This is a genomic window from Streptomyces sp. NPDC060209 (assembly GCF_042728155.1).
In the GTDB taxonomy this organism is placed as follows: domain Bacteria; phylum Actinomycetota; class Actinomycetes; order Streptomycetales; family Streptomycetaceae; genus Streptomyces.
Map to the genome: position 1 here is coordinate 19036 of NZ_JBHWZS010000054.1, position 17815 is coordinate 36850.

The window sequence follows — 17815 nt, forward strand, 5'->3', positions numbered from 1 at the left end:
GGCGGGTCACGCCCGTCCCCGGAAGGCCACCCGCCCCATGACCTCCTTCATAGCCCCGCCCTCCTCGCCCGAGCTCCCCGTCCTGGCCGAGGTCGTACGGTCCGGTTTCACCGAGGGCCGGCACAGGGGGTCGCTGGTCGTCCTGGCCGCGGACGGGAGCGTCGACCTCGCACTCGGTGACCCGGCGAGCCCGGTCTTCCCGCGCTCGTCCAACAAGCCGATGCAGGCCGCCGCGATCCTGCGGGCCGGGCTCGACCTCTCGGGGGAGCGGCTGGCGCTGGCCGCCGCGAGCCATTCGGGGGAGGACTTCCACCTCGACCTGGTGCGCACGATGCTCTCCGAGCACGGCCTGAAGCCGGACGACCTGCAGACCCCGCCGGACCTTCCGCTGGACCCGGTCGAGGCGGAGGCGTACCTCGCCGCCGGGGGTGTGCGGGAGCCGCTCACCATGAACTGCTCCGGCAAGCACGCGGCGATGCTCGCCGTCTGCGTACGCAACGGATGGGACACCGCCACCTACCTCGACCCGGCTCACCCGCTGCAGCGGCTGGTCGGCGAGGTGGTCGCGGAGGCGGCGGGCGAGCCCGTCGCGGCGATCGGCACGGACGGCTGCGGGGCCCCGCTCATGGCGATCGGGCTGGTGGGCCTCGCCCGTGCGTTCCGCTCGTTCGTGCTGGCGGAGCAGGGCTCGGCGGAGCGCCGGGTCGCGGACGCGATGCGGGCGCACCCGGAGTACGTCGCGGGCACACGCCGACCGGACACCTGGCTGATGCGGGAGGTGCCGGGCACGCTCTCCAAGATGGGCGCGGAGGCGGTGCAGGCGGTGGCGCTCCCCGACGGCAGGGCGCTGGCCTTCAAGATCGACGACGGTTCCACCCGCGCCCTGGGCCCGGTGCTGGCCCGCTCGCTCGAACTGCTGGGCCTCGACGCCCCGGTGGTGTCCCGCATCGGGCGGGCGCCGTTGCTGGGCGGTGCCGCGGAGGTGGGCGCGGTCCGCGCGGCGTTCTGAGCGGGGGTTCCGGGCGGCGTTCCGGGCAGCGTTCCGAGCGAGGGATCCGGGCGGCGGCAGCGGCAGGGGCGGCCTGAAAAGCGCGCGACATCTCGAACACGTTGTGCCTAGCGTGGGCCGCATGAGCCTTGATCCGCGTACCGTCTCCGCAGCCGATTACCCCGACTGGCTGCGCGCCGTGGGGACCGGGTTCCTCCGGGCGTCGGCTTCGGTGCCGGGGGAGGAGGAGGTCGCGGTGCGCCTGGCCCACACCGATCTCTCCCGTGTCCAGGGGGTGTTCGACGCCGGGCGCTGTGTCGCCACCTTCGCGTCTTTCGCGCAGGAGCTGACCGTCGTCGGCGGCGCGAAGGTACAGGCCGACGCGGTCACGGGCGTGCCGGTGACCCCCACGCACCGCCGCCGCGGCCTGCTGAGCCGGATGATGGCCACGGACCTGGCGGCGGCGAAGGAGCGCGGTGACGTGGTCGCCTCGCTGATCGCCGCCGAGTACCCGATCTACGGGCGGTACGGATTCGGGCCGGCCGCCTGGACCACCGAGTGGGAGATCGATGTCCCCCGGGCGGGCCTGGACCCGCGGGCGAGGATCCCGTCCGAGGCGGACGGCGGCCGGATCGAACTGGTCGACGGAGCCGACGTACGCAAGCTGGGTCCCGAGCTCCACGGCCGGCTCGCCGCCCGGCAGCACGGCGTGGTCTCCCGGGACGAGCGCTGGTGGCAGCGCCACACCGGGGTGGACGTCCCGGCGCACGAGACGTGGAACGAGCCGTTCTACGCGGTGTACCGGTCGCCGGACGGGGAGACGGACGGCCTCGTCGCCTACAGCGCCGACGACCACTGGGGCGACCGCAAGCAGCCACTGAACACGGCGAAGGTGAGGAACCTGATCGCCGTGACGCCGGCGGCGGAACGCGCGCTGTGGCAGTTCGTCTGCTCCATCGACTGGATCACCACGGTCCGTACGGGCTACCGGGCCCCCGACGACCTGTTGCCGCTCCTCCTCCCGGACCCGCGTGCCGCCCGCGTCGTGACCCAGGCGGACTGGCTGTGGCTGCGCGTCCTGGACGTCCCCCGTGCCCTGGAAGCACGCACGTACGCGACCGAGGCCAGGCTGGTCCTGGACGTCCGTGACGCCACGGGCCTGGCGGGCGGCCGTTTCCTCCTGGAGGCGTCACCGTCCGGCGCCTCCTGCACCCCGACTACACAGAGTGCCGACCTTGCCCTGGACGTACGGGAGTTGGGGACGCTGTACCTGGGTGACGAGTCGGCGCTGCGGCTCGCCGCACTGGGGCGGATCGAGGAGCGGCGTCCGGGGGTGGCGGCCATGGCGGACGCGGTGTTCCGTACGGCGCGGCGGGCATGGTGCCCGGACGTGTTCTAGGCGGACACCCCTAGAGGGCTGTGCCCACCACGAGCAGGGCCAGCAGTACGGCACCGGCAGTGGTGCACTGCTCGCTGCCGGACTTCCAGCCTCCGACCAACAACGAGACGGCGACGGTGCTCATGACGCCGAATTTCCATTCCAAGTACCGCTCGATGAAGAAGATGACTACGGGCATGGCGGTACCTCCTGAGGAGGTGGGGAGCGAAGGCTCCGGGAAGCGGCCGATGCGCGAGCTGCACCCGTACGGCATTGGACGGAGTCAGCGATGAACGTGCCCTGAATGAAAGGGTGTTGGCGAAGTTGGCTGCCAACTTACTTTTAGTTGTCCCCACTTGGCACGAGTTCATAACCAACTTGGGAACAAGTTCCGTTAGATGGCAAGAAGTTGTAGCGTTCTGTTGTGACCCCTGAGCGCAGAGCTATGAACGGCACAGAAAAGCCCTCCTCCGAAGAGGTGGCGGACATCCTGCGGGCCCGGATCCGCACAGGCGTGCTCAGAACCGGCGACCACATGCCCACGCAGGCGCAGCTCGTCGAGGAGTTCGGCGTCGAACGGGGAGCGATCCGGCGGGCGGTGGAGCGTCTGAAAGTCGAGGGCATGCTCACGGATGTCACCCGGGGTGCCCCGCCGCGCATCGCGGGTCCGCCGCCCGCCACCGACGAGGTGCACGGCGGGGAGCCCCAGCAGACGGCTGCCGGCCTGGGGCCGAAGCTCCTCGCGGCGTTCGGGGCTCCCGATGTGCGGATCGACGCGCTCTGCCTCACGGCGGAATCCCTCGCGCTCGCCCTGTCGGAGCCGCTGCAGCGAGTCCGGTCCGGCCGTCTCGCCCCGCGTTCGGTCAAGGTGCGCATCCTGCTGCCGGACCGCGATCTGGACCTGGCGTTCCCCCGGCCCGCCGACGACGCCGATGACGCCGCACAGGTGCACAAGCGCTGGCTGAAGCTGCGCAACATCCAGGGTGCGTCCCTGCGGCAGCACCTGCTGGCGATGCGCAGCACGCTCGACGTCGACGTCGAAGTGACCTTCCGGGCCCTGCCCTTCACCCCGCCTGTGAAGGTCTATCTGCTCAACGACGCAGAGGTGCTGTTCGCGTACTACACCGTCACCCGGCGCGAGGAGCAGATCGAGGGCAGCCCGGTCGTGCTCTTCGACGTGCTGGGGAGCGACTCGACGCTCTTCACCTTCAACCATGACGGCGGGACGCGGGACGAGGCTTTCGTCGCGCAGTCGTCGATGTGGTTCGAGGGTCTCTGGACCACCGTGGCGACGGACCTGAACCTGGAGCCCTGATTACGGGGATCGTGTGTTCCCCGAGTTCTGTCGCGGGAGGCGCGGGCAGTATGGGGAGGCGAAGGTGCCCGCCCGGCCCGCTGCCCAGATGGACGGAGCGACGTGACTCAACCGCACGCGACCGACCCGCATGCCCTCCTCGCCTCCGCCGCATGCGTCCTCTTCGACTTCGACGGCCCCATGTGCCGGCTGTTCGCCGGCCATCCGGCCGAGGGGGTCGCGCAGCGGCTCTCCGGGCGGCTGGCGGAACTCGGCCGTGTACCGGCGTCGGTGGCCGCGAGCGTGCGGAGGGCCGACCCGTTGGGTGTGCTCCTGGCGGCCCGCAAGCACTACCCGCACGATTTCGCGCTGATGGCCGTGCTGGACGAGCAGCTCACCGAGGAGGAAACCGTGGCGGCGGCCACGGCCACGCCGACCCCGGGCGCGGCGAAGCTCATCCGGGCCCTGGAGGCAGCCGGCACGCGCCTGGCGGTGACCACCAACAACTCCCCTGCGGCGGTGATCTCCTACCTCTCCCGGGACGGCCTCGGCCCGCTTTTCGACGGACACATACACGGCCGCAGGCCGGACCCGGCCCTGCTCAAGCCGGACCCCGACTGCCTGCACCGCGCACTGGAGTCGACCGGGGTGGCCGCGCCGGACGCGCTGATGATCGGTGACTCGGCCGCCGACTGGCTCGCGGCGAACAAGGCCGGAGTGCCCTTCCTCGGCTACGCGGAGAACGACAGCAAGTACCGCGCGTTGCGTGACGCGGGAGCGGAGGTGAGCGTCTCCACGCTCGAAGGGCTCGCCCGCGCCGGCTGACCCCGGTGCGCGAGCGGGGGCAATGCGGCTCGAACGGGAGTGGCGAGTGTTCGACGCGGAATCGATCGGCCGGAAACGACCGGGTTTCGACGATGTCAATCCCGCCGCCCCGGACGATCAGCGGGGTACCTTCCTCCTCAGCTCCTGAGTTCCGCACCCATGAGGCCACCATCCATGACAGTCGACGCAGTGTCCGAGGTCCGCCGGGCGGCGGCGGAGAGAGCCGGGCTGGACTACGGCGACGGGGCGATCGAGGGCCCGCTCCAGGGATATCACCACGAGACCTACGTCATTCCGCTTCCGCCGGGCAGCGACCAGGGCGTACGGCTCAGGCGAGGCAAGGTGCGGGAGCCACGTCCTGGGCTGTTCTGGTACGACCGCCGGTGCTTCCGGTCCGAGGAGCTCCTGCTCCGGGTCCTGCAGGGGCGCGTGCAGAGGATTCCGGAAATCGTCGAGGCCGGTCCGGGTGTCCGGCTGCAGGTGTTCATCGAGGGACGCACGCTGGGCCAGGGGGTGCCGCCCGGCGGCCCGCTCTCGGACCGGCACAGCAGGCAACTCGGCCATCTTTTCGCGGAGTTGGCAGCGATCAAGACGGACGAGATCGGCATCGGGCGGATCTGTCGGCCCGAGGACCGGCCCGAGGACGGCGACTGTGCCGGTTTCCTGGCAAGTCTCATCACGTTCACGCAGGAGCGGGTCTACCGGGAGCACGGCGCCCCGTACCACGGGCTGTTCGACCGGCTGGGGGTGAGCGACGCCGCCCTGGAAGGGCTGAAGTGCCGGGCGCGGGGGCTGGGATCGCGGCCCTTCGTGCTCGTCCACGGTGATCTGCACCGGGCGAACCTCATCGTCGATCTCCGCGGTGATCTGTGGGCCATCGACTGGGAACTCGCCATGATCGGCGACCCGCTCTACGACCTGGCGACGCATCTGCATCTGATGCGCTACGCGGACGAAGAGCGGGAGCGGATCTGCCGGATCTGGGAGGCGGCGGTCGAAGCGGCCCGGCCGGACGCCACTTCGGGGTGGCGGGAGGATCTGCCCGTGCTGCTCGCCTACAAGCAGGCCCAGTCGGTGTATACGGATGTCATCCGGGGAGCTCTCGTGCTGGAGCATCCGGCCGGCGGGCCGGACCAGCACCTGCTCCGAGGGGTGGCCGAGCAGGTCCAGCAGGCGCTTGCAGCGGCCCGGCCGGTGTTCGGGGCGCAGACCGCCCCCACGCTCCGGCAGGTCATGGATGCCTACGTGCGGTGGTTCGGGTCGCGTCCCGCCCTCACCGTGTCCGGATCCTGAACAGCACCCCCGACAGGGCGACCGCGACCAGCAGGATCCCCGTCGCCCACGCGAGCGCGATCCACGGGGCGTTGCCCACCGGCTGGTCCAGAAGGAGCCCCCGGAGGGATTCGATGGCCGGTGTGACCGGCTGGTGGTCGGCGAAGCCGTGGAGCCAGCCCGGCATGCTGTCGACCGGGACGAACGCGCTGCTCGGGTAGGGCAGGAACGACATGAAGAAGGTGAATCCGCCGGCCGCCTCGGGCGTGCGGGCGAGCAGGCCGATCGCTGCCGAGATCCAGGACAGGGCCACGATGTAGGCGATCAGCACGGCGGCGACGGCGAGCCAGCCGACGGGGGTGGCCGCGGGGCGGAAGCCGATGAGCAGGGCGACGGCGAACACCAGCGTGGTGGAGATGAGATTGCGTGCCGTGCTCGCCGCGACGTGGCCGGCGAGGATCGGCATCCCGCCGATGTCCAGGGTGCGGAAACGGTCGATGATGCCGCCCTTCATGTCCTCGCTCACGGCGACGGCCGTGGTGGAGGCGCCGAATCCCGCGCACAGGAGCAGGACGCCGGGGACGACGTACATGACGTACGAGTCGTAGGCGGTGCCCGTGTCGATCGCGCCGCCGAAGAAGTAGACGAAGATCAGCATCAGCATGATCGGCAGCATCATCGAGGTGATGACGGCGTCGATGTTGCGGCGGCTGATGAGCAGGCTGCGGCCGGTCATGACCGTGGCGTGGGTCAGGGCTCCGGGTGCGTCAGACATGGGACGGTTCCTCCGTCGTCTTTGCGGTGAGGGCGAGGAACACGTCGTCGAGGGTCGCGCTGTGCACGGAGAAGCGGTCGACGTCGGTGCGGTGCGGGTCGATCTCGTCGAGCACGGCGCGCGCGTGGGCTGCGGTGCCGTCCGTGGGGATGCCCAGGGTGAGGGTCTCGGGGGAGTGGTGGACGGCCCGGGTGGCGAGGCGGAGGTAGGCCTCGCGGTTGTTGAGGACGAGGTCCAGGCGGTGTCCGGAGACGCGTGATTTCAGGGTCTCCGGGGTGCCTTCGGCGACGATGCCGCCCTTGTCGAGGACGGTGATGAGGTCGGCGAGCTGATCGGCCTCCTCCAGGTACTGGGTGGTGAGCAGGACCGCGGCTCCCCGGCCGGCGAGGTCGCGGACCACCTGCCAGAGCTCGCGGCGGCTGCGCGGATCGAGGCCGGTGGTGGGCTCGTCGAGGAAGAAGACGCCGGGCTCGGGCGAGCCGACCAGTCCCGCCGCCAGGTCCAGGCGCCGACGCATCCCCCCGGAGTACGTACGGGCCTGGCGCCGGGCCGCGTCGCCGAGACCGAAGCGGACGAGGAGTTCCTCGGCGCGGTGGCGGGCCCGGTCGCGGGAGAGGCCGGACAGCCGCGCCATCATCCGCAGGTTCTCCTCGCCGGTCAGCGTCTCGTCGACCGCGGCGAACTGCCCGGTCAGGCTGATGGCGCGGCGTACCTGGCGCCGGTCGGTGACGACGTCGTGGCCGGCGACGCGAGCCGTGCCGGAGTCGGCGGTGGTGAGGGTGGCGAGGATCCGCACGGTGGTGGTCTTGCCCGCACCGTTGGGGCCGAGCAGCGCGTGGATCCCGGCGCGGGCGACCTGGAGGCCGACGCCGTCCAGGACCCGGACCCGGGCGCCCGGTTTTCCGTAGGACTTGGTCAGGCCGTGCGCCTCGATCATGACGTCGTTCATGGCCGTACTCATGATGATCCCCCTTCTGCGTATGGCGTACGCGTTACTGCGTAAGCATTACGCAAACTTAGGATGGTGGCAAGCCAGTACTGGGGAAGGCGGCTTCGGGTGACGGAGAACAGCAGTGCGTCGGGCGGCACCGGACTGCCGGCCAGCATCGAGGCCGCGTGGGGCCTGCGCGACCGCCCGGTCAAGGGACCGAAGCCCGGCCTGACGCTGGACCGCATCGTCGCGGCGGCCGTGGCGGTCGCCGCCTCGGAAGGGCTCTCCGCCGTCTCGATGGGCCGGGTCGCGAAGGAACTGGGCGCCTCCACCATGGCGCTCTACCGCTACGTCTCCGCCAAGGAGGAGCTCTACGTCCTCATGCAGGAGGCGGCCATGGGCGAGCCGGCGCCCCTGCCTGCGCTGGAGTCCGGGGCGGGCTGGCGCGAGGCGCTGGGCGAATGGGCGTGGGCGCAGCGGCGCATGTTCCACGGCAACCTGTGGTCCCTGCGCATCCCTATCTCGGGTCCGCCGGCCAGCCCGCACTCGGTCGCCTGGTGGGAGCAGGGCCTCCAGGCGCTGGAGGGCAGCGGGCTGGAGGAGGGCGACAAGATCTCCGTCATCCTCCTCGTCTCGGGCTTCGTACGGAACGAGGCCCTGCTGATGAGCGACCTCGCCGCCGCCGTCGAGGCGAAGGGCGTCCCGGCCCTGGAGGTGATGGCGCAGTGGGAGCGGACGGTGAATCGGCTCGTCGATCCCGTCCGCCATCCGGCGCTGTCCAGGCTGCTGAGCACCGAGGTCATGAGCGAGCCGGACGAGCCCGACTACGAGTTCGTGTTCGGTCTCGAGCGGGTGCTCGACGGGGTCGAGGTACTCATCAGGAAGGGCGCGCCGTCATGAGCTCCGAGAAGACCAGCCTGCGCGAACGCAAGAAGCGGCTGACCTACCAGGCGGTCTCCGAGGCCGCGATCTCGATGTTCCTCGAACGGGGCTTCGACAAGGTCTCGGTGGCCGAGGTGGCGGCGGCGGCCGACATCTCGAAGCCGACGCTGTTCCGGTACTTCCCGGCCAAGGAGGACCTGGTCCTGCACCGGTTCGCCGACCACGAGGACGAGGCGGCCCGTGTCGTCTCCGGCAGGCCGGACGGCATCTCCCCCCTGGACGCCCTGCGCCAACACTTCCTGGACGGTCTGGACCGCCGCGACCCGGTGACCGGGCTCTGCGACGTCCCGCAGGTGCTGGCCTTCCACCGGCTGCTCTACGGAACCCCGTCGCTCGTCGCCCGGCTGTACGGCTACCAGAGCCGTTCCGAAGCGGCGCTCGCCCGTGCCCTGGACCCCGGCGCCCCGGTGGCGGCGCGGCTCGCCGCCGGCCAGATCGTCGCCGTACTGCGGATCCTCGCCGACGAGAACTGGCGGCGGATCGACGCGGGGGAGAGCGCCGACCAGGTGTACGGGGACGCGGTGGCGGCTGCCGCCCGCGCCTTCGTGCAGCTGGGGAACGGGCTGCTCACGCCTCGCTCCGAATGAGGCCGAACGGCACGTGCAGGTCTGCCGGTTCGCGGAAATGCACGCCGGTCATGCCGAGCGCGACGGCCGCGTCGACGTTCTCCCGGCTGTCGTCCACGAACAGGCACCGGTCCATCGGTACGCCCGCCCGTGCGGCGGCGATCCGGTAGATGGCGGGGTCCGGCTTCGCGACCCCTTCGACGGCGCTGCTGACCACGTGGTGGGCGAGGCCGGTGAGCCCCAGGGCGGCGAGGTCCTCGTCCAGCCGCAGGGTGGCGTTGGTGACCAGCACCAGCGGCACACGGGCCCGTATCCGGTGCAGCAGGGCCACCAACTTCCCGTCCGCCCGGAACGGCGCGCCCGCGAGGGCCCGGCCCAGCTCCCGCGCCTTCGCCGCGCCGACCCGGCCGGCGAGTCCGAGGGTGATGGCCTCGACCCACTCCTCCAGGGTGATCCGGCCCAGGAGGAGCGGGAGGTCGACCTCGGGGGCGTAGGCGATGTCCTCCGTGGTGCCCTCGGGCAGGCCGGCCGCCCGCTCCAGTGCGGCCAGGTGCGTCACGTCGTAGAAGCGGACCACGTTGTCGAGGTCGCACAGCACGGCGTCGTAGGGCAGGTCATGCGTCACCGGCCGGTCCCGTCACGTCCAGGGCGGCCCCGTACAGCCTCGACACGCGGATCCTGATCACCAGGCGCCGCTCGGCCGCGATCTCCTCCAGGAAGGCGCGCTCCTCCGCCGGGTCGTCGAACCCCGGTGTCAGGGACAGGAGTTCCCGTCCGACCGGGTCGCCGGCCTCCGTGGTCGGCTCCGACACCTCCCGCGACGCCTTCCGCCACGGCGAACGACCAGGCGTCCGCGCCCTGGACATGCAGGGAGGCGTGCGGGTTGCGACGCAGAATGCGGGGCTTGAGGCGGTCCGCGGCGGAGGAGACGCGCAGGACGCGCTCCTCGCCGTCCCAGCGGTACAGCACGGTCGACAGATGGGGGTGGCCCGTGGAGCGGACGGCCGCGAGAACTCCGAACTGCTGTTCCCGAAGGATCCGGGAGAGGGCCTGGTCGGTGAGGGGCTGGGGAGCGGGCTTGCTCTTCGTTTCTCCGAGGGGCTTCATGGAGCGCACCTTTCAGGGTCCGGGACTTCAGGGGCGTGTGGCTGAGGAGGCGGGGCGCAGGACGAGGAACGCCACGGCGAAGGCAGCGACGAGCAGACCGGTGCCGACGGTGAACGCGAGCTGGTAACCGGCTGTCAGCGCTTCGGCCCGGCGGTGGCCGTCGTCGAGCATGCGGTCGGTCCGGCCCGCCGCCAGCGTGGTCAGCACCGCGACGCCGATGGCCATGCCGATCTGCTGGGTGGTGTTGAAGACCCCGGACGCGAGACCGGCGTCGTCCTTGCCCGCGCCGGACATCCCGAGTGCCGTCAGCGCGGGAAGCGCCAGCCCGAAGCCGGCGGCGAGGAGCATCACGGGGAGCACGTCGGTCACGTACCGCGCGTCCGCCGGGATCCGGGTGAGGAACCCGAGCGCGCCGATCAGCAGGACGATCCCGGCCAGCAGCACGGTGCGCTCGCCGAACCGGGCGTTCAGCCGGGCCGAGACCCCCAGGGAGACGCCGCCGATGACGACTGCGGCCGGGAGCATGGCGAGACCGGTCTCGGCGGCGCCGTACCCGAGGACCTTCTGCAGGTGCAGCGCGACGATGATCTGGAACGAGAACAGGGCGGCCACCATGAGGACCTGGACCAGGTTGGCCCCGGCGACACTGCGTGAACGCAGGATGCGCAGGGGCATGAGCGGGGTCCGGGCAGTGGCCTGGCGGACGACGAACGCCGCGAGCATCGCGAGGGAGACTGCCCCGAGGCCCAGGGTGGGCGCGGAGATCCAGCCGTACTCCTCGACCTTGACCACGGTGTAGATCCCCAGCATCAGACCCGCCGTGACGAGGGCGGCTCCGATGACGTCGGCGCCCGCGGCGAGCCCGATGCCCCGGTCCGCGGGAAGGACCCTCCGCGCGACCAGGAGAGCCACTATGCCGATCGGCAGATTGATGAAGAAGATCCAGTGCCAGCTGAGGGCATCTGTGAGGATCCCGCCGAGCACCTGCCCGATGGACGCGCCCGCCGCCCCGGTGAAGGCGAACACGGCGATGGCCCTGGCCCGTTCGCGAGGCTCGCTGAACAGGGTGATGAGGATGCCCAGGCCGACGGCGGAAGCCATCGCGCTGCCGACCCCCTGGAGGAAGCGGGCGGCGATGAGCATTGCGGGGGTAGTGGCCGCACCGGCCAGCAGGGAGGCGACGGTGAAGACGGCGGTGCCTGCCAGGAACATGCGGGTGCGGCCGATGAGGTCGCCGAGCCGGCCCGCGAGCAGGAGCAGGCTGCCGAAGGCGATCAGGTAGGCGTTGACCACCCAGCTGAGGCCGGCGGAGGTGAATCCGAGGTCTCCCTGGATGGTGGGCATCGCCACGGTCACGATCGAGCCGTCGAGGGTGAGCGTCAGCATCCCGGCGGCGATCACTCCGAGGGCGAGGCCACGGGTCCGGGCGGCCGGCCCGGACGCCAGGGTTTCGGAGACGGCGGGTTCGGGAGCGGGGAGTTCGGGAGCGGGGAGTTCGGAAGCGGCGGCTTCGGAAGCGGTGGGTTCGGACGTGCCTGAAGCATTGCGCGGGGCATCAACGGCCATCGGTCTTCTCCTGTCGGAACGGGTCGACAGGAGTGACCGTAGCAGATGGTTTTGTTGCAGACTATATTTAACGGTCCGGTCCGGGGTGGTTACCTCTGCCCCTGGCGCGCCCGCCGGACCGGCCGGGGGTTCTCGGAGGGGGTGGCCAGGTGACCCGTGGCCAGCTCGTTCAGGGCGCGCAGCAGGACCTCGCGGTCGCCGTCGGGGAGTGCGCCCAGGGCGTCCCGGTGCACCCGGTCGACGATCTCCTGGCTCCGCACGGCGATCCGGGCGCCCTCTTCGGTGACGGCGATGATCCGGGCCCGCCGGTCGCGGCTGGAGGGTTGCCGCTCGGCGAGCCCCGCGCTCTCCAGGGCGTCCACGGTCACCACCATCGTGGTCTTGTCCATGTCGCCGATCTCCGCGAGCTGGATCTGGGTGCGTTCCTCCTCCAGGGCGTGGACCAGGACGCAGTGCATGCGCGCGGTCAGCCCGATCTCGGCGAGCGCCGCCGCCATCCGGGTCCGCAGGACATGGCTGGTGTGGTCGAGGAGAAAGGACAGGTCGGGCGCCGTGCGGGCGGGAGTCAGGGCGGTCATGCCGACCAGCGTAACAATTCGTACCGAGGTAGATAGTCCGCCAAGGGACGTTACTGCGGCAGCTCGTGCCGGACCAGGGCTCTCGCGAACGGCTCCCCGGTGCGCTCGGCGTGCGCCATCCGTTCCTTCACCTCGCGCAGCGTGCGCGGGCGGTAGCCCGGGCCGCCGCAGCAGCTCTTGTGGAAGCGGACGCCTGCTTGCAGCAGCACCGAGAGCGCGCGCCACGCCGAGGTGTCCCGCCGACGTGGCGCCGCGAAGGCGGACCCGGCATGGATCAGCGTCCCGGCACACCGGGGGCAGGCGCGGTCCGCACGCTCCCTGTCGTAGGGCTGCTTGTACGAGGCCCTGCACGGCAGGCAGACGTACGAGGTCCTGGCGGGAGGCATGTGGCCAGAGTAGGTCGCGCGCCCCGGCAGCTCGACCGGTTTACGTGGCCCCCGCCCGGCGCCCACGCCACAGGCGCCCGGCCCGGCGCCGCAGCCCGGACCGCCGGGGCCGCGGGCGTTCCCGCGGCGTCGGCCCACCGCCGCGGCCGGTCTCCCACGGGCGGTCGGGTGAGAGCAGTGGGACCTTGCGCTCGGCCTGCGCCCGGATCTCGTGGTGGGCGTCATGGGCGGTTACCCGGAAGGCCTCGTCGTAGGACGCCAGTGCCGCGCTGATGGCCGCACCGGCGGTACCGCGCCGCCTTACGCGGGACGCCAGCCACCGGAAGAAGCCCATGACGGCGGCGAGTGCGCCCGCGAGCACGAGGAGAGGCAGGAGGTCGCTCATGTGCCCGACGCCACGGGACCGGCGGCCCGAGCGAGCCCGCCCGGCCTCCCGGACGTCGTCCACCGTTCCGCGGCGTCACGCATCTCGCGCATCCCGGTCGGCCTCGCGGGCCGCGCGCTCCAGCCGGCTCCGGTGGTCCGCCCACCACGCGGCGTCGCCCGGCGGGATGCTGTCGTTGCCCTTGTTCATCCCCACGGCGCCGTCGATGAGCTCCCGGACGATGTCTGCGTGCCCGGTGTGCCGGTGCGTATCGCCGATCACGCGGACCACGGCATGGTGCAGCGTCACCTCGGCCCGGTGGCTCGGCCACCACGGGACGGTGCCGACCGCGTCCAGGGGCAGCGCGTCGAGCGTCGCGTCCGCGTGGGCCCAGGCCCGGTGGTAGAGCCCCACGATCTGCTCGCGTGACTCGTCGGCGGTCGCCCACATGTCCGCGTTGGGCTCGGCCCCGTCCTCTACCCACGGCAACGGCTCGCCGGACGGCCTCCCGAACGTGTCGCCGAGGTAGCCCAGTTCCACGCTGGCCACGTGCTTGACCAGGCCCAGGAGGTTGGTGCCGGTCGGCGTCAGGGGGCGTCGGGCCTCGTACTCGGAGAGCCCTTCGAGCTTCCAGAGCAGTGCGTCGCGGGCCGACTGCAGGTAGAAGTGGAGGTCGGCCTTGGCGTCAGGTGCGGTCATGGCGCCAACCCTGCCCCTCCAGGACCGTTTCGCGGAAGCCCGGGGGCCCGGATGCGCCGAGGGCCGTTGGGAGGTTGCGGACGGATGGTGCGTGCCAATGCCCGATTTAGGCGTCCGTAGCTTCCCAGCGACCGGGGGGCGAAGCCGGGCGGCTCAGTGGAGATGCACGGTGCTGCGCCCGCTTGAGCGGGAGCTGCCGTCGGCAACACCGCGATCGGATCGCCCACGTCCGAGTGTTTGCACTGTCCGCCGCGATCCCCCGACGCTGGGCCGTGACTCTTAGCTGCTGAGGCGATGCGAGGGGCCTTCGGCGAGATTCATGGTGGCGGCGCAGGCCCGCACGGCCCGTGGACAGCGACCCCGGCCTCGCTCACATTCGGCAAGAGTTGAGCGTCACGCCGGCGGCCGGGCGAGTTTGGTGGCCACGGCGTCGAGGACCCAGTCCAGGCCGGTTGCGAAGGATGTCTCGGCGTCCACGTCCGTGGCGTCGTGGACGACCTTGGCCAGCGCCGGGAAGCGGCCGGTGGCCAGCATGCTCGACATGTGGGGGCCGTGGGCGCGCTGCCAGTCGTGCTTGGACAGGCCCGTGGCGTGCTCGGCCCGCAGGTGCGCGGTCTCGCGCCTGATCGCGCCGATGAAGTAGGCGCTTACCGTCTCCACGGCGCGCATGGCGGTGTCGACGTCGGCGAGGCTGTCGAAGGCGGACAGCGTGGCCTCGGCCACGGCGAGGCCGTTCGGACCCATGGCCGGGCGACCGCCGAGCAGGTCGGCCAGCCATGCGTGGCGGAGAGCGGCCTTCCTGGTGCGCTGGGCGAGGACGCGCAGCGCCTCCCGCCAGTCACCGGGCTGTTCCTCGGGGAGGATCTCGGCCTGGACCTCGTCCACCATGAGGTCGAACAGCTCCTCCTTGCTGGAGATGTATCTGTACAGCCGCATCGGGCCCGCGTCCAGGCGGGCGGCCACCTTGCGTACCGACACCGCCTCCAGCCCGCCCTCGTCGGCCAGCGCGATGGCGGCGGCGACGATCCGCTCCCGGTCGAGCGGCACGGGTTGAGTCGGCGGCTCAGGCCGGTCCCAGACAGTCATGGTCACACCGTACGCAACTGTTGCGATGCAACGTAACGAGGAAATACAGTGTATCGACATGAGACATCGCATCGCAGTGGTCGGGAGCGGTCCTGCCGGCCTTGCCTTCGCCCGCGTCCTGCACCGCCATGGTCACCTCGTCACCGTCCTCGAACGCGACCCCGCCCCCGACGCCCGTCCCGCGGGCGGCACGCTGGACCTGCACGAGGGGCTGGGTCAACTGGCGCTGGAGAAGGCGGAGTTGCTGGCGGAGTTCCAGGCGCTGTCCCGTCCCGAGGGGCAGGCCATGCGCATCCTGGGCACGGACGGGACCGTCCTCCGCGACTGGCGACCTCGTCCGGGTGACCGGGCCAATCCCGAGATCGACCGCGGGCAGCTCCGTGACCTGTTGCTCGGGCCTCTGGACGTTCAGTGGGGGCGGGTCGTGACCGAGGTGGTGCCGGAGAGCCGGGATGGCGTGCTGGTCCATTTCGCGGACGGGCGGCAGGAGACGTTCGACCTGGTGATCGGCGCGGACGGTGCCTGGTCCCGGGTCCGCCCGGCGGTCTCGTCGGCGACGCCGCAGTACACCGGCGTCACCTATGTCGAGACCTCCCTCGACGACGTCGACGCCCTCCATCCCGACCTCGCCCGGCTGGTCGGCGACGGTTCCGTGGCGGTGTACGGCGCGAACCGGGCTCTCGTCGCCCAGCGCAACAGCGGTGGCCACGTCAAGGTGTACGCCCAGTTCCGTGCGCCGCTGGACTGGCACGCGAACTTGGACCTGGCCGACGTCGAGGCCGTTCGGTCGGGGCTGCTGGCTCTGTTCGACGGATGGGCCGCTCCCGTCCTCGACCTCCTTCGCCCCGGCACCGCTTTCGTCCACCGCCCTCTCTACGTTCTGCCCGTGTCCCACACGTGGACCCACGTCTCCGGGGTGACGCTCCTGGGCGACGCCGCCCATCTGATGCCTCCGTTGGGAGCGGGCGCGAACCTCGCGATGCTGGAGGGCGCCGAACTCGCCGAGTCCATCGCCGGCGCAACCAGCCCTGGGGATCTGGATGAGGCCGTCCGCGCCTTCGAGAAACAGATGTGGGCACGGGCCGGCAGGTGGGCGAAGATCACGACGGCCGGTCTGGAACGCCTCGTGAGCCCGGACCCGGCCGAAGCCCTGGCCCTCTTCGACGAAGTCCAGCCATCCTGACTGCCAAGCGCGAGAGCACCAGCATCAGCAGCTCGCCGTGGCTTCACGAGACAGCACGGCACCGCCGCAACCCTTCCGCGGCATGGCGCGGAACACTTTTGCAAGCAGGCGCTTGCAATAGTTAGCAAGGGTGAGGCACCATCGGTGCATGGCATCACTCAACGTCGGCAATCTCGGCGAGTACCTGCGTGAGCAGCGGCGTACCGCGCAGCTCTCCCTGCGGCAGCTCGCCGACGCCGCCGGGGTGTCCAATCCGTATCTCAGCCAGATCGAACGCGGTCTGCGCAAGCCGAGCGCCGAGGTGCTGCAGCAGGTCGCCAAGGCCCTGCGGATCTCGGCGGAGACGCTCTATGTGCGGGCCGGGATCCTCGATGAGCGGGAGCGGGAGGAGCTGGAGACGCGGGCGGTCATATTGGCCGATCCGTCGATCAACGAGCGGCAGAAGAACGTGCTGCTGCAGATCTACGACTCCTTCCGCCGGGAGAACGGTTTCGATGTCGCACCCGACACCGGCTCCGAGTTCCACGGCGCCGCCGATGCGGAGAGCAGAATCGATGCCGACGCGGACAGCGGCACCGGTGACGCGAACGGTGCCCGTCCGGATGCCCGCGGCCCCCGCACGGCCGGCGGCAGTGATGCAGACCCACCAGCGAACTGACTTCTGATGATCCGGGAGGACCACAGTCATGGCCATCACCGATGACCTGCGTAAGACCCTCACCGACCCCACCCCCCTCTACTTCGCCGCCGGCACGGCCGACCTCGCCGTGGAGCAGGCGCGCAAGGTCCCGGCTCTGATCGAGCAGCTGCGGGCCGAGGCGCCCGAGCGGTTCGAGGCGGTGCGCAACACCGACCCGAAGGCCGTGCAGGAGCGGGTCACCACGCAGGCCAAGGAGGCCCAGGCCACCGTGCAGGCGAAGGTGACCGAGGTCTTCGGGACGCTGGACACCGACCTCAAGAAGTGGGGCGAGACCGCCCAGGACCTGGCGCTGCGGAGCGTGGGTGTGGCTGCCGAGTACGCGGTCCGCGCCCGGGAGACGTACGAGAAGGTCGCCGAGCGCGGCGAGCAGACCGTGCGGACCTGGCGCGGCGAGACGGCCGAGGAGATCGTCGAGATCGCCGCGGTCGTCGAGGCGGAGCCGAAGTCGGTGCCGAAGCAGAAGTCCGAAACGGCGACGAAGCCGGTGACTCCCGCCAAGCCGGTGAGTTCCGCGAAGCCGGTGGCCCCCGCGAAGCCGGTGGCCCCCGCCGCGAAGAAGCCCGCGCCGAAGGCCGCCGAGTCCAAGGCGGCGCCCGCCGCGACGGCGAAGAAGACGGCGCCCGTGCGCAAGCCCGTGGCGAAGAAGACCACTCCGCCTTCCGCGAAGTAGGCGGAGCGGTTCCAGGAATGCCGGAAGAGCGGGCCGGGCACCTTTGGGGGTGCCCGGGTCGTTGTCCCGGTACCTTGGCCGCGAGGCGCTCATCCACTGACTAGGCGGTGCTCACCGTGTTGCTCGAAGCATTCGGCTCGTTCCTCCAGCTGCTGTACCTGGCCATGCTCGTCCTGGCCGTGGTCGCGCTGGTCTTCGCCGTGACGGCGCGCGAGGACGCCTATCGGGCCGCGGACAAGCAGAAGAAGTCCTTCTGGCTGATCATCCTCGGGGTCACCGTCTTCGTGAACCTCGTCATTCCGATCCTGTTCCTGCAGATCGCGGGTGTGATCGCGTCCATCGTCTTCATGGTGGACGTGCGGCCGGCGATCAAGGCCGTGTCGGGCGGCGGCGGCCGTCGCGGAGGCTCCAGCAGCGACGGTCCGTACGGCCCCTACAACGGCGGGCGCTGAGCGCCTGCCGGTGAGGCGGCACCGGGGCGGGAGCCGGGCGTGTGCGCGTAGGT

The 17815-nt window shown here is 71.2% G+C and carries 21 protein-coding genes and 1 pseudogene; 11 read left to right on the top strand and 11 right to left on the bottom strand.

Annotated elements, in window-relative coordinates; translation table 11 throughout:
• The first annotated feature begins 37 nt into the window (after positions 1-37).
• Both ACFWFI_RS13620 and ACFWFI_RS13625 read left to right on the top strand, forming a co-directional pair.
• Positions 38-1009 carry an asparaginase gene (locus ACFWFI_RS13620; protein WP_387388869.1) on the top strand — a complete coding sequence of 324 codons (972 nt, stop codon included), beginning with the start codon at positions 38-40 and terminating at the stop codon, positions 1007-1009.
• A 121-nt stretch (positions 1010-1130) separates the two neighbouring features.
• Positions 1131-2387: a GNAT family N-acetyltransferase gene (locus ACFWFI_RS13625; RefSeq protein WP_387388870.1), complete on the top strand. Its 1257-nt coding sequence runs from the start codon at positions 1131-1133 to the stop codon at positions 2385-2387.
• Positions 2388-2397: 10 nt separating this feature from the next.
• On the opposite strand, the gene ACFWFI_RS13630 is transcribed toward ACFWFI_RS13625, so the two are convergent.
• Entirely contained in the window at positions 2398-2565 is a 168-nt protein-coding gene (locus ACFWFI_RS13630; RefSeq protein ID WP_387388873.1) for a hypothetical protein, read from the bottom strand.
• A gap of 246 nt (positions 2566-2811) precedes the next feature.
• On the opposite strand from ACFWFI_RS13630, the gene ACFWFI_RS13635 reads away from it, so the two are divergent.
• The 3 genes from ACFWFI_RS13635 to ACFWFI_RS13645 all read left to right on the top strand — a co-directional run bounded on the left by ACFWFI_RS13635 (position 2812) and on the right by ACFWFI_RS13645 (position 5778).
• Positions 2812-3681, top strand: coding sequence for a GntR family transcriptional regulator (locus tag ACFWFI_RS13635; RefSeq protein ID WP_387388876.1), 870 nt, complete (start codon positions 2812-2814; stop codon positions 3679-3681).
• A 102-nt stretch (positions 3682-3783) separates the two neighbouring features.
• Positions 3784-4485, top strand: a complete 702-nt coding sequence (locus ACFWFI_RS13640; RefSeq protein ID WP_387388878.1) for an HAD family hydrolase — start codon at positions 3784-3786, stop codon at positions 4483-4485.
• A 174-nt stretch (positions 4486-4659) separates the two neighbouring features.
• Positions 4660-5778, top strand: coding sequence for a phosphotransferase (locus ACFWFI_RS13645; RefSeq protein ID WP_387388881.1), 1119 nt, complete (start codon positions 4660-4662; stop codon positions 5776-5778).
• Here the strand turns inward: ACFWFI_RS13645 and ACFWFI_RS13650 are convergent.
• The gene (locus ACFWFI_RS13650; RefSeq protein ID WP_387388884.1) at positions 5759-6532 is read right to left on the bottom strand and encodes an ABC transporter permease; all 774 of its coding nucleotides are present in this window, start codon (positions 6530-6532) and stop codon (positions 5759-5761) included. The two genes, ACFWFI_RS13645 and ACFWFI_RS13650, sit on opposite strands and share 20 nt — an antisense overlap.
• Positions 6525-7493, bottom strand: coding sequence for an ATP-binding cassette domain-containing protein (locus tag ACFWFI_RS13655; RefSeq protein ID WP_387388887.1), 969 nt, complete (start codon positions 7491-7493; stop codon positions 6525-6527). The genes ACFWFI_RS13650 and ACFWFI_RS13655 overlap by 8 nt, the downstream gene beginning before the upstream one ends.
• Before the next feature lie 60 nt (positions 7494-7553).
• Here ACFWFI_RS13655 and ACFWFI_RS13660 point away from each other — a divergent pair, with 60 nt between their 5' ends.
• Positions 7554-8363 carry a TetR/AcrR family transcriptional regulator gene (locus ACFWFI_RS13660; protein WP_387388889.1) on the top strand — a complete coding sequence of 270 codons (810 nt, stop codon included), beginning with the start codon at positions 7554-7556 and terminating at the stop codon, positions 8361-8363.
• Positions 8360-8992, top strand: a complete 633-nt coding sequence (locus tag ACFWFI_RS13665; RefSeq protein ID WP_387388892.1) for a TetR family transcriptional regulator — start codon at positions 8360-8362, stop codon at positions 8990-8992. The genes ACFWFI_RS13660 and ACFWFI_RS13665 overlap by 4 nt, the downstream gene beginning before the upstream one ends.
• Here ACFWFI_RS13665 and ACFWFI_RS13670 read toward each other — a convergent pair.
• The 8 genes and pseudogenes from ACFWFI_RS13670 to ACFWFI_RS13705 form a co-directional block, all read right to left on the bottom strand.
• Positions 8973-9596: an HAD-IA family hydrolase gene (locus ACFWFI_RS13670; RefSeq protein ID WP_387388894.1), complete on the bottom strand. Its 624-nt coding sequence runs from the start codon at positions 9594-9596 to the stop codon at positions 8973-8975. The genes ACFWFI_RS13665 and ACFWFI_RS13670 overlap by 20 nt on opposite strands.
• Positions 9586-10078 (bottom strand): annotated as a pseudogene (locus ACFWFI_RS13675) (pyridoxamine 5'-phosphate oxidase family protein). Before ACFWFI_RS13675 ends, ACFWFI_RS13670 begins: the two are co-directional and overlap by 11 nt.
• Before the next feature lie 27 nt (positions 10079-10105).
• Entirely contained in the window at positions 10106-11644 is a 1539-nt protein-coding gene (locus ACFWFI_RS13680; RefSeq protein WP_387388896.1) for an MFS transporter, read from the bottom strand.
• 89 nt (positions 11645-11733) lie between these two features.
• Positions 11734-12222, bottom strand: a complete 489-nt coding sequence (locus ACFWFI_RS13685; protein ID WP_387388898.1) for a MarR family winged helix-turn-helix transcriptional regulator — start codon at positions 12220-12222, stop codon at positions 11734-11736.
• Positions 12223-12272: 50 nt separating this feature from the next.
• A complete protein-coding gene (locus ACFWFI_RS13690) occupies positions 12273-12608 on the bottom strand; it encodes a deoxyxylulose-5-phosphate synthase (RefSeq protein WP_387388901.1) in 336 nt (111 codons plus the stop codon).
• A gap of 40 nt (positions 12609-12648) precedes the next feature.
• The gene (locus tag ACFWFI_RS13695) at positions 12649-12993 is read right to left on the bottom strand and encodes a hypothetical protein (RefSeq protein WP_387388904.1); all 345 of its coding nucleotides are present in this window, start codon (positions 12991-12993) and stop codon (positions 12649-12651) included.
• 75 nt (positions 12994-13068) lie between these two features.
• Entirely contained in the window at positions 13069-13671 is a 603-nt protein-coding gene (locus ACFWFI_RS13700; protein ID WP_387388907.1) for a DinB family protein, read from the bottom strand.
• Positions 13672-14064: 393 nt separating this feature from the next.
• Positions 14065-14757 carry a TetR/AcrR family transcriptional regulator gene (locus tag ACFWFI_RS13705; RefSeq protein ID WP_387388910.1) on the bottom strand — a complete coding sequence of 231 codons (693 nt, stop codon included), beginning with the start codon at positions 14755-14757 and terminating at the stop codon, positions 14065-14067.
• 58 nt (positions 14758-14815) lie between these two features.
• Here ACFWFI_RS13705 and ACFWFI_RS13710 point away from each other — a divergent pair, with 58 nt between their 5' ends.
• The 4 genes from ACFWFI_RS13710 (at position 14816) to ACFWFI_RS13725 (ending at position 17762) form a co-directional block, all read left to right on the top strand.
• Entirely contained in the window at positions 14816-15940 is a 1125-nt protein-coding gene (locus tag ACFWFI_RS13710) for an FAD-dependent oxidoreductase (RefSeq protein ID WP_387388913.1), read from the top strand.
• A 148-nt stretch (positions 15941-16088) separates the two neighbouring features.
• Positions 16089-16598, top strand: coding sequence for a helix-turn-helix domain-containing protein (locus ACFWFI_RS13715; RefSeq protein ID WP_387388916.1), 510 nt, complete (start codon positions 16089-16091; stop codon positions 16596-16598).
• A 28-nt stretch (positions 16599-16626) separates the two neighbouring features.
• Positions 16627-17310, top strand: a complete 684-nt coding sequence (locus tag ACFWFI_RS13720; protein ID WP_387388918.1) for a hypothetical protein — start codon at positions 16627-16629, stop codon at positions 17308-17310.
• A gap of 116 nt (positions 17311-17426) precedes the next feature.
• Positions 17427-17762: a DUF2516 family protein gene (locus tag ACFWFI_RS13725; protein WP_033298647.1), complete on the top strand. Its 336-nt coding sequence runs from the start codon at positions 17427-17429 to the stop codon at positions 17760-17762.
• The last annotated feature ends 53 nt before the right edge of the window (positions 17763-17815 follow it).